Below are 17,006 nucleotides of genomic sequence, written 5' to 3' on the forward strand. Positions count from 1 at the left end.
GACGTATCATCGCTGGCCTTCCCACATCAGTAGCGCCGCAAGCAGTACGGCAAGCATCATCATTAAACCGCTAGTATGGTGACGCAACCAGGACTCCCCCGACAATAGCCGAGTTAGATGGCCCATCAACGTCTCTTCCGCTTTTTGAGCGGTCACCACGCTTACCGATTTCAGCCGGCCGCAGCAGTGACCGAAAGCTCGGATAGGCACCAGTACCGCGCCAACTACAAAAGCATAGAACCCCCATAGATCGCCCGCGGGAAGCGTTTTACCCGTCAACGGACGCGTTAGTAACCACCCCACCGCGGCGAACAGTACCCCTACCGGAAATGGCCACATAATTCCCAGCCACTCTTTCAGCGGCGGCATCTCGATGCTGCCAGCAGGCAGGGGAAGCCAAAGCGGCGTCAACAGCGCGGCGATGACGGCCACTAACCAGGCGCCCCACTGCTCTCGGTTACTGCCCCCTTGATGGCGCTGCTGCCACTGTCGCCAAAGCGCAGCGCTCACCAGTGCTGCCGTACCAACAGCAGCCCAACTGAGCAGCTTGATCAACGATTCATGATGCATTTCATAGAGCGGGGCTTTCACTCCCCATTTACTGACCATGCCCGCGCCGATAGCGCCCGCCAGCGAGATACCCGGCAATGCCAGCAAGGCCCATACCAGCGGCTGCGGCCAGCGTGGGAGATGTTCGCTGATGCTGGTGCCCATAAACAGCGAGCCTTTGGCAAGCGCATGATGAGCGGCAAACAGTACTAACCCTGGCCAAAGCAGCGGCCATACATCTGGCGCTACCAATCCCATGGCCACCAATGCGGTCATCATGCCCATCTGGCTGATACTGGAGTAGGCCAATACGGCTTTTGGATGGCGCTGAAAAACCCCATACACAGCAGCTGCAAAGGCGGCTGCAAGCCCTGCCACTAACATCCAATGACCAAACTGGGCTAAAGCGCCTGAAACCTGAGCGTGGCCTAGCGGCAGCACACTGATCCACCCCAGTAAGCCCGCCTTAATCATCACTCCACTCAGTACTGCGCTGGCAGGTGCTGGCGCCGCCGGATGCGCCAATGGCAGCCATACGTGCAAGCCAATCACACCCGCTTTGACACCAAAGCCAAGGCACAGCAAAGCAGCCATCCACACGCCGTGCTCGGCGCTGACAATGCTTTCGCGCACCCCCTGCAGCATCAGCGTGTCGGCGGCTCCCGCCGACCATAAGAAACCGCCTAAAATTAGCCCTTCGCCCAGCACCGCTAATATCAAGTATGCCTTGGCGCCTAAGCGTGCCTCTTGCGTTCCGGTGTGCACTACCAGGGCGTAGGCGGCAAAAGTCATCACTGCAAAGCCTAAATAGAAACTGGCGATATCCTGGGCAATGATGAGCAGCACATTACCCAGTGATGTTAACGGCCATAGCAGCGCCAGCCGCAGCAGGCGTCGCTGTGCATCTTGATCTCCTCGCTGTGCTTGCGCCTGCTCCGCTGCAAAATATCCCCTCGCGTGTACCGCTGCCAAACTCCAGAGCAGTGCGGTGAATGCTAGCCATGGGCGGCTCAGCGAGTTTAATTCCCACTCCCCGCCTAGCATCCAGGCATCCATTGTCCACTGCGCTTCCCCAACGTAAGCTAATAACAGCGCTGGCCAAGCGGCGCTTAGCCACAGCACTGAAAAGTAGTCACGCTGTGCCTCAGGCGTGCGGTAGGCAAGCCACACCGCATGACCCATAACGCCAAAAGGCCACAGCAGTGCCAGCGTAAGCAGTAGCGTTATCATGGCAGGTACTCCCCGTTTGCTACCCGGGCTGCCCAATCCAGGGGGCTATACGGGAGCCCTGCAAACAGCCCGGCCCCAAGGCTTATCAGCGCAGTGAACACCATGGGCCACAGCAGCCAGCCATGGGTTTCTAAACGCCCTAAGCGCTGCTCATGAGGCCAACTGCCTTTGCCGTGGGAAGGCCCTGGGCGAAACCAAAGACGATGCAAAATCGGCAAAAAGTACATGGCATTGAGTGTGCTGCTAGCCACCAACACAGCGACCACCCAATACATTTCAGCCTGTATCGCACCAACGCCGAGATACCATTTGGTAATAAATCCAGCGACGGGTGGAAGTCCGATCATGCCTAACGCGCCGATGGTAAACGCAATGCTGGTCAACGGCATGCGTTTACCGGCACCGTCCATTTCATCGATGCGATGAATGCCCAGCTCTTCGGCGTAGTTGCCCGCACAGAAGAATAACGTAACCTTCATTAAACCTTGGTGAAGCAAGTGTGCCAACGCCCCGACCGTACCAAAAGGGCCGAATATGCCTATTCCCAGAATGACGTAGGAGACTTGGCTGACCGTAGAAAATGCCAGGAGTGGCTTCAGCTCCTGTTGGGCAATGGCCCTGAGCGAGCCATAAATAATCGTAATAGACGCCGCCACCGCTAGCCCGGTAATAACGCCCAGCTCCACGCTAAGCTCAATCCCATACAGATCGTAAACGACCCGTAGAATCCCGAAGGCACCAGCCTTCACCACCGCGACCGCGTGCAGCAGCGCACTGACCGGGGCGGGTGCCACCATCGCCCTAGGCAGCCAGCCATGCAGCGGCACCATGGCAGCCTTGACCGCCAGCCCACTGACTAGCAGGATAAATATTAACGTTAGCAGGCCACGATGATCGTTTAAGTAGTCGCCCAAGCCCTCTTCAGAAGAGAACGATTGATCACCCGTTAAGTTATTCAGCAGCACCGCGCCCAGCAGCAATACCACACCTGCGCTTAGCGTGTAGCGCAAATAGACCCGTCCCGCATTGAGTGCTTGCTCCGTCCCCCGGTGAACCACCAGGGGATAAGTGGATAGCGTCAACATTTCGTAGAAAATCAAAAAGGTAAATAGATTATCAGCCAGCGCAATGCCGATAGTGCTCGCCACGCAAAGACTAAAAAAGCCAAAGAAGCGCTTTCGATTGGCAGAGCCTTCCAAGTAGCCAATGGCGTAAATCGTGGTGCATAGCCACAGTAGTGATGATAACCCTGCAAACATCACGCCCAAGGCATCAATGCGCAGCACAAAATCAAGGCCGCCTATCACCTGGAAACTAAAAATGTCTTCATGACCGGCGGCCACTCGCCTGACCATCAGAGTGACCAGAATAATCTTCACCACCGCCGCGCCAATGTTAATTGTCGTGCGTAGCCGCCGGGCCTCTTCCGGCAGGGCGAAAATAGTCACGGCCACCAGCAAGGAGGTGGCCAAAGCGGTTAACGGTAACCATGCGGCGTTCATGGGCTGCCTCCGTGCATCAATTCCAGCGGGAAATGAGCCAATAGCCCAAGTGCGAAAGCCGTTAAGGCGAGCAACATGGCAATTAAATCCATGCCTGGCGCGAGGGGTTGATAACGATGGCGCGGCGCCGTCTCATCAAAAGAGTAGCGAAACATGCGAAATACATAAGCCGCCGTCAGCAGCGTACCGGTTAATAGTGCCGCCACCGCCCACCACTGCTGGGTGATAATCATCGCCTCAAGCAACATCCATTTAGCGGTGAAGCCAGAACTGGGCGGTAGGCCCATCAAGGTAATCGAAGCAATGCCAAACACGAGTAACGAAAGTGGCAAACGGCGGCTGGTGCCTGCCAATCCTTTAAGGGTGTGCTCCCCAGTGGCCAATATCAGATTGCCAGCCGCCATAAACATGGCCGCTTTGGCAAAGGCGTGCCCCACCAGTTGCAGCCAAAAACCTTCCCAAGCCAAGGCACGCGGTAACGGAGCAATATCCGGCCCCAGTAACAGCGGAAAAGCCACCATTAGATAGCCCAATTGCGCGACCGTAGACGAAGCAACCAAGGTTTTAAGCGAGTCGGTACGCCACGCCAGGAGCCCACCCCATACAATCGCCAGCAAGCCTAACCAGGCAATGATGCGCGGGGCATAGAACGTATCTGGAAGAAGAATGCTCCATAGCTGTAGCAGCATGAACAGAGAAGCCTTGATGACCAACCCGGCATGCAGCGCACTCACCGGTGTCCAGGCGTTTTCGTGCACAGGGGTAAGCCAAGCGTGCAGCGGAAACAGCGCGGCTTTCAAGGCGAGCCCAGCGCCTATTAGCGCCGCGGCGAACCAAGCCACCGGGCCTGGCTCTATCACCTCGGCCAAGCCCTGCAAATCCAAACGGCCCCATTGGCCCAGAATCAGTGCCACCCCTAATAGATACGTGAGCGACCCAACTAACGCCAATAACAAATAGCGCATTCCCGCCAGCAGCGCTGGCGCCTTTCCGGATAGCATTAACATGCCTACCGCGGCCAGGCCCATTAGCTCTAACGCGATATAAAGAGTGAGTAAATCGGTGGCCAACCAAATGAGTGACAGCGCGCTCAGCGCAACGCCCATTAATGGCCATAGCCAACGTGCTAAAGGGCCAGGCTCGGTTAAGCGAAAATGCCCAGGCGTGTAGAGCGCGGCGGCAACGACGATACACTGAGTCGTTAGCAGTAACAGCACGCTTAACCCGTTTAAGCGCAGCGATAAGATAAGCCCCGCTATTTCCCATTGCCAACGGAGTAGGCCCGCCTCCTGAAAGGCCATTAGCAGCACGACACTCGAGGCTAATAGCGGCACGCTGGCCAACACCACAGGCCAGGCGCGCTTAGGAGGAAATAGCGCTGCCAATCCCCCCATCAACAGTGGAAAAACCAGTGCCACCAGCAACGCCCAGTGAGTAGAGACAAGCGGCGCAAAGGTGCTATCGAAAAGGCCAAAGCGCCATGTCATGCCTTGCTCCTCTGGGGTTTACCGTCACGCCCTAGCGCCTCGACCCCTTCCAAATGTAACAGCTGGCGAATGAGTAAAGCGCCAAGCATCGTCCCAAGACACGCCACCAACAGCCCTACACTGATGAGCATTTGCGCCGCCGCTGAGGTTCCCGCCACGCCAGCCAACAGTATAAAAACGCCGGAGCCAAGCAGATTAAAGGCCACCAAGCGCCTGAAGAGATGTCGGTGAAGGGCAAACGCCGCCAGGGCAAGAGCGGCGATGAGCACCCCGGCCAACAATAGTGGGTGCTCGGCAGGTGAATACACCATATCGCCAATCACGTAGCGAATTGCCGCGCCGACCATGACAAACCAGGCCAGCGCCAAGACCACGCGCATCGCAACCCGCGACCAGGAATGGCTAAATTTATCGTGCTTTAAAGGCGCAGAAGCGCCGGGAGATAGGAGGCCCAGGGCATAGAAGAAGCACAGCCCTGTCAGCAAAACGCCCAACACTAGCTCGGACGCCGCCAGCCATGGCGCGCCGAGCTTCAACCACGCCAGCACCATTGCGGCAGCAAAGGCGACAAAAAAACAGCTGGCACGCACTAGCCCGGATTTCTCATAGCACCTCAGCAAGTACCGCACCCAGGCCGCCATGCTATTAAAAACCTATTGGTACATCTTAAATTGCCTACTTTTTAACCACTTTCCGTCGTTCAGATACACTTCCCCCTTTCCCCCATTGCGTCGGGCCGGGGGCGCCCGCGCATTCAGTTCGGCACCAACCGCCTGACGAGATCGGATAGTTGCGCTTTATAGGGGTAGCTGTCACTCATCAACACCCGGATTCGGCGCGTATTGCGGATGATGACCGCGCCCACTTTGATGAGTTTGAGCCTCAGGTTGCTTGGGCTCATGCGCTCAAAAGGGGTCTTCTTCAGGTAAGTACGTAAGCGCTCGAACAGCGTATAGGCGAAGCCCGATAAGATCAGCCGCCACTGATTGGCCCACCAGTGCGTACTGGAGGTCCGGTCAGCAAACAGGCTCAGTTGTTGATCCTTGATTCGGTTTTCCATGTCGCCCCGAGCACAATACTGCTCGTAGTAAAGCTTGAAGCCGTCGTCGTAACGGGAGCTGATGATAAATCGGGGATTGGAGCCCAGCTCGCTTTCTTCTAGACGAGCGACCACCCAGCGTGGGTATTTCCAAGAGTGTGCTTGATACGGGAAGCGGAACGTCTCTGCCACTTTGCCTCCCACCTGCCATTGGGTCTTGCGCACCAGCATCATGGGCACGTCCACTTCCTTGAGCAGCCGACTGTTCTTACCGATACCCACGATATAGTCAACGTGATGCCGATCGCACCAGTTCAGCATCCGGGGGCGACAAAAGTGACTATCACCTCGTAACACAATGCGCGTATCGGGCCAGTACTGGCGGATAAAGCGCACCAGTAACGCCAGGATGGCCCAGCTGTGATGGCTGTCGCTGTGGTCACTGGTACGCAGATAGCTCACTAGCAGATGGCGGCCACAGAAGACATACAGCGGGAAGTAGCAGTGGTGATCATAATAGCGGTTAAAGAACTTCCCGGGTTGCTCGCCGTGCACGGGAATATCGGTGCCATCAAAGTCCAGCACGATTTCCTTGGGGGGTTGGTCATGCTGCTCAATGAAGTGATGCCACAGTAACGCATGGGCCTTCACCATCGCTTGCCGGTCTACCTTCTGCTCGCTCCGACACAGTGTAGACTTACCCGCCAAGACTTCATCTTCACCTAGCGCGGTCTGAAGCGCTTGGTCGTAACGTAGGGCCTCATGGTCGTTAAAATCTTCGTAGCCCGCGGCGACACCGAACACCCGCTGACGCACCAGAGTGTCGAGCTTGTGACGAACCTGTTCCGGTGCGCGGGGATCATGAAGCACGGAGGCCAAGCGGTGCGTCAGACGATGTTGTTTATCGACTTCCCGTAGCAAGAGCAATCCAGCATCGGAGGTGATGTGGCCCCCAGAGAAATCGGCTTCAATTTGCCGGCGTGAGAGTGGCGAGAAGGTCAGTTTTTCAGGTACCATTTTGGAAGCGGCGGTTGGTGTTGGTTTTTGGTGTAAGGCCCTGAAACGTTAACACTTTCAGCCGCTTTCTTTTATACCCCGTGAGAAATCCAGGCTAGGTGGCGATCAAACAGGCACACAAAAGCGAACCCTGTTAAGCACAGCGCCAGTAGCACTTCTATTACATCAAAGGAAGCTAACATCCGTTTACGTCACGTCCTTGCATCGGTCACGAATAGGCGCTCAGCTTAGGCGAGCACTTAGCCACTTTCCAATATCGTTAACCTGCTGAGGGCAGAGTGCATGCGCCATTGGGTACTGACGGTAATTGACTGCATAACCCAGCGCTTTTAAGCGATCTGCGCCGCTGCGGCCTAGGCTCTCGGGTACAATCGGATCAAAATTACCGTGCTGAACTTCGATCGGGATCTGGCGGTTGGCTTCCGCTAACTCAATATTGTCGGCCGTCGCAAAGTAGGTCGACATAGCCAACAGCCCGCCCAGCGGTGCGGGGAAAGTAAGCGCTGCGTGATAGGCAACGGCGCCCCCTTGTGAAAAGCCCGCCACAATAATGCGCTGGCTATCGATACCCTGGTCGATCTGCTCTTGGATCAGCGCCTGGATGCGTTCAGCAGATTTCTTAAGCTGGCTCTCATCTACCCGGCGCCCCAAATCCATGGCAAGAATATCGTACCAAGCGGGCATGACCATGCCGCCATTGATGGTCACCGGCAGGCGTGGCGCATGGGGCATAATAAAGCGCACATGCGAATCTTTAGGCAGCGCTAATGCGGGTACCAGCGGCTCAAAATCGTGCCCGTCCGCACCTAAGCCGTGAATAATAAACACACACGCATCGGCGGGTTGACCATCTTTCGGTTCAATAATCAGTTCGCCAGGAGCAGTCATAACATCGTATTCCTTATCCAAAAGGCGTCACCCTAGCGCAAACCTGCGTTAACAGCGAGCAGGCCAGCGCTTTAAATGGCCATCGTCGATTAAAAAGGGCGTACTTCGCTTAAAAGGGCCACACCAAAGGGATCAAGAGTAGCGCTATCGCCCCAGTCAGTATATTCAAACCACTCCCCAAACGCAGAAAATCGCTCACCCGATAGCCCCCAGGGCCATATACCATCAGGTTGGTTTGATACCCAATGGGCGTTAAAAAGCTGGCTGAGGCAGCAAACATCACAGCCACCACATAAGGCATTGGGCTAACGCCCAGGCTTTCTGCCGCGCTCATCACCACCGGAAAAATAATCACTGCGGCGGCGTTATTGGTCACCAGTTCAGTGAGCAGCGCAACCACACAGTAAGTGCCGATCAGGAGTAACAAAGGATTCCCCGCCACTAAGGTAAGCAAACTACCGGCAATGACCTCAGCGGCGCCAGAGCTTTGCAGCGCGGCACCCACGCCAAAGGAAGCAGCAATGGTTAACAACACTTGGGTATCAAGACCACGTTTGGCCGCCCCCACCGAGCAACATCCCGTCAACAGCGCTAATGCCGCCCCCAACATCGCGGCGTTCAACATACTCAGCACGCCCAGGGCGGCGAGCAGCACAGCGCCTAACAATAACCCCCAGGCGAGTGGCGCCTTTTCGTGTATCGGCCGGGCCGCGCCATTCAGCTCGCTAATCAATAAGAAGTCGCGTGACTGACGATGACGCTCAATAAACGGTGGTCGTGCTTCCAGCAGGAGCACATCAGCGGGCTGAAGCCTAACCTGACCTAGATTGCCTTTGACGCGCTCACCACTGCGGCAGATCGCCAACACCGCCGCGCCATACAAGGTTCTAAAGTGGCCGTCGCGAATACGTTGGCCAATAAACTGGCACTGGTTAGAAACCACCGCCTCGACCAAGCGGCGCTCCTTAAACTCTTTCTCCAGACTGGAGGTTCCATCTCGAGAAGGAATCAGGCCACGAATCTGCTGCAATTCCACCGCGGCATCGGAAGTGCCCGCAAACACTAGTCGGTCGCCGCCTTTTAGCTGCTCGCCGGGACCCACCACGCTAACCACGTTGCCTGCGCGCTCTATTTCAACCAGAAATAGCTCCTGCAAATGGCGCAGCCCGGCTTCCTCAACGCTGCGATCAACCAACACGCCCGCCGGGTCGACCTCCATTTCAATGGTGAACTCACGTGGGTTGGCAAACGCATTGGCCATCCCCTGCCGAGCAGGCAGTAAGCGTGGTCCCAGCAAAATCAGGTAAGCAAGGCCAGCTATCGCGACAGGGATACCGACCCAAGCCAAATCCAGTAGGCCCATGCCAAGCTCGGGGTAGCGTTCCAACAGTAGCCCATGCACCACTAAATTAGTGCTGGTGCCAAACAACGTAATAGTGCCTCCTAAAATGGACGCGAAACTAAGCGGCATCAGGAGTCGCTGGGGGGATAAACGCAGCCTGCGACTCCAGCTCATGACGGCCGGAATATAGGTAGCGACCACAGGCGTGTTATTAACGAAGGCGCTGAGTGCTGCCACAGGCAGTAAGAGGCGTACCAGCGCGCCGCTTTCTTTATGGGGGCGGCCAAGCACATAGCGAATGATCAGATCGATACCGCCGGTTTCACGAATGCTTGCCACCAGTACATACATAAAGGCAACGGTGAATAAGCCGCTATTGGAAAAGCCCCCCAGCGCCTGCTGCGGGTCAATCACGCCCAGCGTCATCAACACAATCACCGCCCCCAGCAGAATAATATCCGGGCCTAGGCGGGAGAACGCCATTAGCGGAAAAATGGTCAGTACAACCGTGACTGCAATCCAAGCATCAACCGACATCACCACAACATCCTTAATAAATAAGCATGGGTGTATTGTGAGGCCAGCTCTATATTCTAAAAAGTTATTTTTAGAAACACTTAAAGAACAAAATAGAATATACAGGTGTGAGGTGTGAGGTGTGAGGTGTGAGGTGTGAGGTGTGAGGTGTGAGGTGTGAGGTGTGAGGTGTGAGGTGTGAGGTGTGAGGTGTGAGGTGTGAGGTGTGAGGTGTGAGGTGTGAGGTAGGTATCGTTGCAAACAATCGTATAAATACAAAGAACCCCGCACTTGGCGAGGTTCTTTGGTCAATCAACGCTAGGCGGTGATTGCTAACATCTCAATATTTAAGAATTAACTTAAACAACTTTGATGTTAGAAGCCTGAAGGCCTTTTTTACCCTGGGTGACGTCGAAGGAAACCTTCTGGCCGTCTTGCAGAGATTTGAAACCTTCAGACTGAATTTCAGAGAAGTGCGCGAACAGGTCGTCGCCATTGTCGTCAGGAGAAATGAAGCCGAAGCCTTTAGTGTCGTTAAACCACTTAACTGTGCCAGTTGCCATGATCGAAATCCTCGATGTAGCTAATTAAATCCGGGAAATACCCGAAGTGCAGTGGGTAGAACAAGAAACCTTCACCAGATTTAACGCTTGAGGCGCTTCTATGCTGCTGACAACGTTCGACTTGCTAACCAACTGTGTTTATTTTGCGCCTAACCTGTGTGCGCGTCAACACACTTATAATCACGGCTATGCTGGCTCGTCTGACGGGGTGGAGACTAATCATTGACCGCGCTCACCAAGGAGCCAACCGGCTGCTTTCTCCGCAATCATCAGCGTGGGTGAGTTGGTATTGCCACTGGTAATCGTCGGCATAATACTCGCATCAGCCACGCGTAGCCCGCTAATGCCATGTACTCGCAGCCGACTATCGACTACCGCCATGGCGTCATCTTCACGGCCCATTTTGGCAGTGCCAACGGGGTGAAAAATCGTCGTGCCTATATCACCCGCTAACCGGGTTAGCTCGTCATCGGTTTGGTACTCAACGCCGGGCTTCACTTCTTCTGGAGCGTACTTGGCAAACGCGGTCTGCTCGGCGATCCGCCGGGTGACACGCAGAGAATCCGCGGCCACCTTTCGATCCTCGGGTGTGCTCAGGTAATTGGGCGAAATAGCCGGTGCCTGTCGGGGGTCGTTGCTTTTTAGCCGCATCGTGCCACGACTGGTCGGATTCAAGTTACACACGCTAGCGGTAATCGCCGGGTACGGGTGCAGTGGTTGGCCAAAAGCCTCCAGGCTCAGCGGTTGCACATGGTATTGAATATTGGGGTACGTTTGTTCCTTAGAGCTGCGGGTAAACGCCCCTAACTGTGAAGGCGCCATACTCATAGGCCCAGAGCGTTTAAGCAGGTACTCCAAGCCAATCCCCGCTTTACCTAACAGGGTACTGGCCACGGCATTCAGGGTTTTGCCATTGGTGATTTTATATATCGAGCGAATCTGCAGATGATCCTGCAGGTTCTCGCCCACCCCGGGCAATTCATGCACTACTTCGATGCCATGCTCGCGTAGCAGTTCGCCCGGCCCTACGCCGGAAAGCTGGAGTAGATGTGGCGTACCGATAGCCCCCGCGCAAAGCACCACCTCGCCGCTCACTATGGCGCGCTGCACCTGACCACCCCGTTCCACTTCCACACCTGTGCAGCGCAGCGCCTCCCCATGCTTGTCAAACAGCAGTCGATTGACCTGAGTGGAGTGCCAAAGCGTTAAGTTGTCGCGCTTCAACGCGGGTCGCAAAAACGCTTTAGCAGTATTCCAGCGCCAGCCCGAGCGCTGATTAACCTCAAAGTAGGCCACGCCTTCGTTAGAGCCGCGGTTAAAGTCCTCGGTACGTGGAATACCTGCCTGGACGGCAGCCTCGGCAAAATCATCCAGCACCTGCCATTTAAGGCGCTGCTTTTCGATCCGCCATTCGCCGCCGTGACCGTGGAAATCTCGATGCTTCGCATCAGCATCACCGCCATCGTCAAGGCGATAGTGGTCTTCGTGCTTGATGAAATCGGGCAAGCAGTTCTCCCACCTCCAGGCATCGTCGCCCGCCACATCGGCCCAGTGATCGTAGTCCCGGGCCTGCCCACGCATGTAAATCATGCCGTTGATGCTGGAGCAGCCGCCCAGCGTCTTACCGCGCGGATAGATCAACGAGCGGCCATTAAGCCCCTTATCCGGCTCGGTGCGAAACAGCCAGTCGGTACGTGGGTTATTAATGCAGTAAAGATACCCCACCGGAATATGTATCCAGTGGTAATTATCGCGCCCGCCCGCCTCTATCAGCAGTACACGGTGGTTGGGGTTGGCACTCAGCCGATTCGCTAGCAGGCACCCGGCGGTGCCTGCTCCCACCACGATATAGTCAAACTCTAAGCCCGCATTTGGCGCCGCTTGTGATTGTTGTTGAGCCATTATTGTTATCTCCGCTGGGCTTACTTCGCGGTCGGCATGACGAACTCAGCACCCGCATCGATGGAGTCCGACCAGCGCTGCATAATTGATTTCTGCTTGGTGTAAAAACGTACGCCCTCTTCACCGTAGGCATGGGTATCGCCAAATAAGGAGCGCTTCCAGCCGCCAAAGCCATGCCACGCCATCGGCACCGGGATAGGCACATTGATCCCCACCATGCCGACCTGAATACGGCGGCCAAACTCCCGTGCCACTGTACCGCTTTCAGTGAAGCAACTGACGCCGTTGCCAAACTCATGATCGTTAATCAACTGGATCGCGGTGGCAACATCCGGCACCCGCACACAGACCAGCACCGGGCCAAAAATTTCCTCTTTATAGATCGTCATCTCGGGGGTGACGTTGTCGAACAGCGTGCCGCCCATCCAGAAGCCTTCGGCGCAGCTCTCACCCGCCGCTGAGGCCTCAAAGGTACGGCCATCGACGACCAGTTCAGCGCCTTCCGCCACGCCTTTTTCGATATAGCCGGTAATCCGCTGGTGGGCTTGGCGGGTCACAATGGGGCCCATTTCCGCATCAAGCTGCATACCGTCTTTTACTTTTAGCGCTTTAGCCCGCTCAGCCAGTGCCGGCACGACTTTATCCGCCACGTCGCCGACCAACACCGCCACGCTAATCGCCATGCAACGCTCACCGGCAGAGCCGTAGGCGGCGCCGATCAGCGCATCGACCGCTTTATCAAGGTGGGCATCCGGCATCACCACCATGTGATTTTTAGCCCCACCGAGTGCTTGAATACGCTTGCCATTCCGCGCGCCGCGCTCGTAAATCAAATTGGCAATCGGCGTAGAGCCCACAAACGACAGCGCCTTAACGTGCGGATGATCGAGCAGCGCTTCCACCGAAACCTTGTCACCCTGTACGACGTTGAAAACGCCGTCGGGTAGACCCGCCTGTTTTAGCAGATCAGCCATCAACAGTGAGGCGCTTGGATCAAGCGGACTTGGTTTCAAGATAAACGTATTACCCGCCGCAATGGCGAGCGGAAACATCCACATCGGCACCATGGCCGGGAAATTAAATGGCGTTATACCCGCGACCACCCCTAGTGGCTGACGCATCGTCCAGTTATCGATGCCGGTACTTACCTGCTCGGTATAGTCACCCTTGAGCAACTGGGGGATTCCGCACGCGAATTCAACAATATCAATACCACGTGCGACTTCCCCCTGGGCATCGGTAAATACTTTACCGTGCTCCTTGGTAATCGCTTCGGCTAGCTCGTCTTTGTGGACATTTAACAGCTCTAGAAACTTGAACATTACTCGGGCACGGCGAATGGGCGGTGTATCGGCCCAGGCCGGAAAGGCGGCTTGAGCCGCTTCGACAGCGGTGTTCACATCTTGTGATGAAGCGAGCGATACACGGCCAGTAACGCGGCCGGTGGCGGGGTTAAAAACGTCCTGAGCGTTTGAAGACTCGCCAGCGGTGACCTGGCCATTAATAAAGTGCTGAATCGCTGTTGTTGTCATGGGAGTGCCTATTTTAAGAGCGTGGTTTTAAGAGCGTAGGTTAAATGCTTACGAAAAAGAGCCTGCGTTTAGCCTAGCCTACTGGGCGCTGGGAACAGATCAATTGAGTTATTTAAAAGCCAGTTATAAGCTTTGCTAATATCATCGGCATGCGTTGAGGCTCATCATGCAAGACTACGCGACACTCCGCGCCTTCGTGGCCGTTGCAAGAACGGGCAGCGTATCGCGCGCCGCTGAACAGTTACATTTGACGCAACCGGCCATCAGCCTCAAGTTGAAGCAGTTACAGGCCAATTTAGGTCTCACGCTGTTTAGCCGTCGCCCCCAGGGGCTAGCGCTGACATCCGATGGTCATGCCCTGCTCCCCGCCGCTGAAAAAGCTCTGGCCAGCGCCCAGGCGTTTGAGCAAACCGCTGGAACGCTGCACAGTACGCTACGCGGCAAGCTCTCCATCGGCACCATCGTTGACCCAGAATTTCTTCGCTTAGGCGCCTTTTTAAGCCGCCTGATGGCACGGGCACCTCAATTAGAAACCGAACTGCAGCATGGAATGAGCGGCAGCGTGCTAAATCGCATCGCACAGGGTGACCTGGATGTCGGCTTTTATCTGGCACCACCTGGTGAAGGCCCTGGATTGAACCAGGGATATGAGGCACTGGCTTGGCGCGAGCTGACGCACTTTGATTATCATGTGATTGCCCCTGCAGGCTGGGAGAACCGACTTATTGATACCCGTTGGGAGCACTTAGCCACGCTGCCCTGGATTGTGACGCCACAGGATTCCGCCCACCATCGGCTGCTGAAGCAAGCACTCGCCAAGAGCGGCGCAGTGCCTAACCGGGTAGCCCAGGTTGACCAAGAAGCCTGTATGTTGGATTTGGTCCGCGCAGGCGTTGGCTTAAGCTTGGCCCGCGACGCCCTGGCAATGACTGAGCGCCAAGAGAGTGGCCTGGCAGTTGCAGACAACATCCGCCTGCCCTGCGCATTAAGCTTTGTATGGCGACACGACAGCACTGCCGAATCGACCGTGAACGCTGCACTCAACACGCTGGACGAAGTATGGCCACATCGCTTGAGCTAGGTTGTCAGAAAAGGGTTGTAAGGAAAGGGAACGCCAAGCCACTAATCGACTCAACATAAACGATGACTCGCCACCGCCACTGGAGTGCTTGCAATGACCCGATTGTCCCTTCTTCGTCCATTCACGCTTAGCGTGTTGGCTGCCGCTGGTCTCGCCAGCACTTCGCTTCAAGCTCAGGCCACTCAAGCGGAGGCCACGTTTGCAGGCGGCTGCTTCTGGTGTATGGAACCCCCTTACGACAACCAACCCGGTGTTAACGCCACCATCTCCGGCTATATCGGCGGCGAACTCGAGAACCCCACTTACGAGGATATCTCCAGGGGTGGTACGGGGCATGCGGAGGTTGTGCAAATCGAATATGACTCAGAGCAGATCAGCTACGAGCAATTGTTGGATATTTTCTGGCGCAACATCGACCCCTTCGCGGTAGATCGTCAGTTTTGCGATGTGGGCGATCAATACCGCTCGGCAATTTTCTATCACGACGAAAGCCAGCGTGAACTCGCCGAAGCCTCCAAAGCGGAAATGGAAGAACGCTTCGACCGGGAAATCGCCACCCAAATAGTACCGGCCACCACCTTCTGGGCGGCCGAGGAGTACCACCAGGATTATTATCAAAAGAACCCCGTTCGCTATAAATTCTATCGCTTCAGCTGTGGGCGCGATGGACGCCTGGAAGAGGTGTGGGGCGAAGAAGCTGGTGGGCCTATGTTTGAATAAACAACTTCTTTAGCATTTTGCAACTTTCTACTTTGATAGCCGCAGCAGCTTATTAGTAGTAAGCATCATAATATGAAGCCCACAGATCAAAAGTCTGTGGGCTTCATTAAACGCTACTACGTTTTCGTGGAAATCACGCAAAGCTAACCTAATCAGACTAAATTTTGCTACTCAGCCATTTGCTTAATACCCAAGCACAGATACTTCAGCTCGGTGTATTCATCGATGCCATAGCGTGACCCCTCACGACCGATACCCGACGATTTGACACCCCCAAAAGGCGCCGAAGCGGTCGAGATGAGCCCCGTATTAATGCCCACCATGCCATACTCCAACGCTTCCGATACGCGCCAGATCCGTGACACGCTTTCAGCATAGAAATACGCCGCCAACCCATACTCCGTATCATTGGCCTGACGAATAACCTCCGCTTCCGTCTCAAACCTGAACACCGGCGCCAGTGGCCCAAAGGTTTCCTCGCGAGCACATGCCATGTCAGCGGTTACGTCAGCCACGACCGTTGGCTCAAACCAGGTACCGCCTAAGGCGTGTCGCTTACCACCGGTGATTAAGCGACCACCTTTATCGAGTGCATCCTGCAAATGGGATTCAACTTTCTCTACCGCCTTTTCAGAGATGAGTGGCCCCACCTCTACGCCTTCATCGCTACCTTTACCGACACTCAGTTCACTGGTGCGCTGGGCCAAACGTTCAACAAATGCATCGTAAACACCGCTTTGCACATAAATACGATTAGCGCAGACACAGGTTTGCCCGGCATTACGGAACTTACTGTCCAGCGCCCCGGTGACAGCATCTTCAATATCGGCATCGTCAAACACAATAAAGGGCGCATTACCGCCAAGCTCAAGAGACACCTTTTTGACCGTTGGAGCACAGGCAGCCATTAAATGCGCGCCCACTGGGGTAGAACCGGTAAAGCTCAGTTTGCGCACAATCGGGCTATCTGTCAGCACGGGGCCAATCGTTTTGGCATCACCGGTAACAATATTAATCACCCCGGCAGGAATGCCCGCTTGCTCGGCTAACGCCGCTAGCGCAAGCGCCGTCAACGGGGTTTCCATAGCGGGCTTAACGATAATCGTACAACCCGCCGCCAAGGCAGGCGCCACCTTGCGGGTAATCATGGCCGCAGGGAAGTTCCACGGCGTAATCGCCGCACAAACGCCCACCGGCTCGCGGGTAACAATGATGCGTTTATCAGTCGCATGACCGGGAATAGTATCGCCGTATAAGCGCTTCGCCTCCTCAGCGAACCACTCGATAAAGCTGGCCGCATAGCCGATTTCACCGCGTGCCTCTTTTAACGGCTTTCCTTGCTCCAAGGTCATCAGCTCGCCTAGCGCCGCCTCATTTTCCATAATCAGTGCATGCCAGCGTTTTAAAAGCTGCGAACGTTCCGCTGCGGTTTTAGCACGCCAAGCAGGCAATGCGGCGTTAGCAGCTTCAATAGCCTGACTGACTTGCTCCGCACTCAAGCTAGGGACATGGCCAAGCGTCTCACCGCTAGCAGGGTCGGTGACCGCGACACTACTGCCATCCGTTGCGGCCACCCACTGGCCGTTGATGTACGCGTTTTGTTTAAAAAACGTTTGCTTGGAGATAGACATTATTTTT

The 17,006-nt window shown here is 55.5% G+C and carries 13 protein-coding genes; 2 read left to right on the forward strand and 11 right to left on the reverse strand.

Annotated features, from left to right (window positions below; all coding sequences use genetic code 11):
- Nucleotides 1-6: 6 nt before the first annotated feature.
- The 10 genes from ACWI0H_RS15450 to ACWI0H_RS15495 form a co-directional block, all read right to left on the reverse strand.
- Entirely contained in the window at nucleotides 7-1,779 is a 1,773-nt protein-coding gene (locus ACWI0H_RS15450) for a proton-conducting transporter transmembrane domain-containing protein (RefSeq protein ID WP_485873883.1), read from the reverse strand.
- Nucleotides 1,776-3,281, reverse strand: a complete 1,506-nt coding sequence (locus ACWI0H_RS15455; protein WP_335596437.1) for a complex I subunit 5 family protein — start codon at nucleotides 3,279-3,281, stop codon at nucleotides 1,776-1,778. The genes ACWI0H_RS15450 and ACWI0H_RS15455 overlap by 4 nt, the downstream gene beginning before the upstream one ends.
- Nucleotides 3,278-4,768: a complex I subunit 5 family protein gene (locus ACWI0H_RS15460; RefSeq protein ID WP_485873884.1), complete on the reverse strand. Its 1,491-nt coding sequence runs from the start codon at nucleotides 4,766-4,768 to the stop codon at nucleotides 3,278-3,280. The genes ACWI0H_RS15455 and ACWI0H_RS15460 overlap by 4 nt, the downstream gene beginning before the upstream one ends.
- Entirely contained in the window at nucleotides 4,765-5,358 is a 594-nt protein-coding gene (locus ACWI0H_RS15465) for a hypothetical protein (protein ID WP_485873885.1), read from the reverse strand. The genes ACWI0H_RS15460 and ACWI0H_RS15465 overlap by 4 nt, the downstream gene beginning before the upstream one ends.
- Before the next feature lie 164 nt (nucleotides 5,359-5,522).
- Nucleotides 5,523-6,824 carry an IS1380 family transposase gene (locus tag ACWI0H_RS15470; protein WP_101146771.1) on the reverse strand — a complete coding sequence of 434 codons (1,302 nt, stop codon included), beginning with the start codon at nucleotides 6,822-6,824 and terminating at the stop codon, nucleotides 5,523-5,525.
- A 222-nt stretch (nucleotides 6,825-7,046) separates the two neighbouring features.
- Nucleotides 7,047-7,712 (reverse strand): alpha/beta hydrolase, encoded by a 666-nt coding sequence (locus ACWI0H_RS15475; RefSeq protein WP_339883820.1) that lies wholly within the window; start codon nucleotides 7,710-7,712, stop codon nucleotides 7,047-7,049.
- Between the two features lie 109 nt (nucleotides 7,713-7,821).
- Entirely contained in the window at nucleotides 7,822-9,591 is a 1,770-nt protein-coding gene (locus ACWI0H_RS15480; protein ID WP_485873886.1) for an SLC13 family permease, read from the reverse strand.
- 338 nt (nucleotides 9,592-9,929) lie between these two features.
- Nucleotides 9,930-10,133, reverse strand: a complete 204-nt coding sequence (locus tag ACWI0H_RS15485) for a cold-shock protein (RefSeq protein ID WP_008958127.1) — start codon at nucleotides 10,131-10,133, stop codon at nucleotides 9,930-9,932.
- A gap of 219 nt (nucleotides 10,134-10,352) precedes the next feature.
- Nucleotides 10,353-12,035: a GMC family oxidoreductase gene (locus ACWI0H_RS15490; RefSeq protein WP_485873887.1), complete on the reverse strand. Its 1,683-nt coding sequence runs from the start codon at nucleotides 12,033-12,035 to the stop codon at nucleotides 10,353-10,355.
- A 20-nt stretch (nucleotides 12,036-12,055) separates the two neighbouring features.
- Complete coding sequence (locus ACWI0H_RS15495) at nucleotides 12,056-13,567, reverse strand: CoA-acylating methylmalonate-semialdehyde dehydrogenase (protein WP_485873888.1); 1,512 nt, start codon at nucleotides 13,565-13,567, stop codon at nucleotides 12,056-12,058.
- Between the two features lie 166 nt (nucleotides 13,568-13,733).
- Between ACWI0H_RS15495 and ACWI0H_RS15500 the strand changes: the two genes are divergently transcribed.
- Complete coding sequence (locus ACWI0H_RS15500) at nucleotides 13,734-14,648, forward strand: LysR family transcriptional regulator (protein ID WP_281662279.1); 915 nt, start codon at nucleotides 13,734-13,736, stop codon at nucleotides 14,646-14,648.
- Between the two features lie 93 nt (nucleotides 14,649-14,741).
- The gene (gene msrA, locus ACWI0H_RS15505; protein WP_101147724.1) at nucleotides 14,742-15,368 is read left to right on the forward strand and encodes a peptide-methionine (S)-S-oxide reductase MsrA; all 627 of its coding nucleotides are present in this window, start codon (nucleotides 14,742-14,744) and stop codon (nucleotides 15,366-15,368) included.
- A gap of 167 nt (nucleotides 15,369-15,535) precedes the next feature.
- On the opposite strand, the gene ACWI0H_RS15510 is transcribed toward msrA, so the two are convergent.
- On the reverse strand, nucleotides 15,536-16,999 hold the full coding sequence (locus ACWI0H_RS15510; protein WP_101147723.1) for an NAD-dependent succinate-semialdehyde dehydrogenase: 1,464 nt from the start codon (nucleotides 16,997-16,999) through the stop codon (nucleotides 15,536-15,538).
- Nucleotides 17,000-17,006 lie beyond the last annotated feature (7 nt).

The sequence above is a fragment of the Halomonas sp. NYA30 genome (assembly GCF_976980765.1).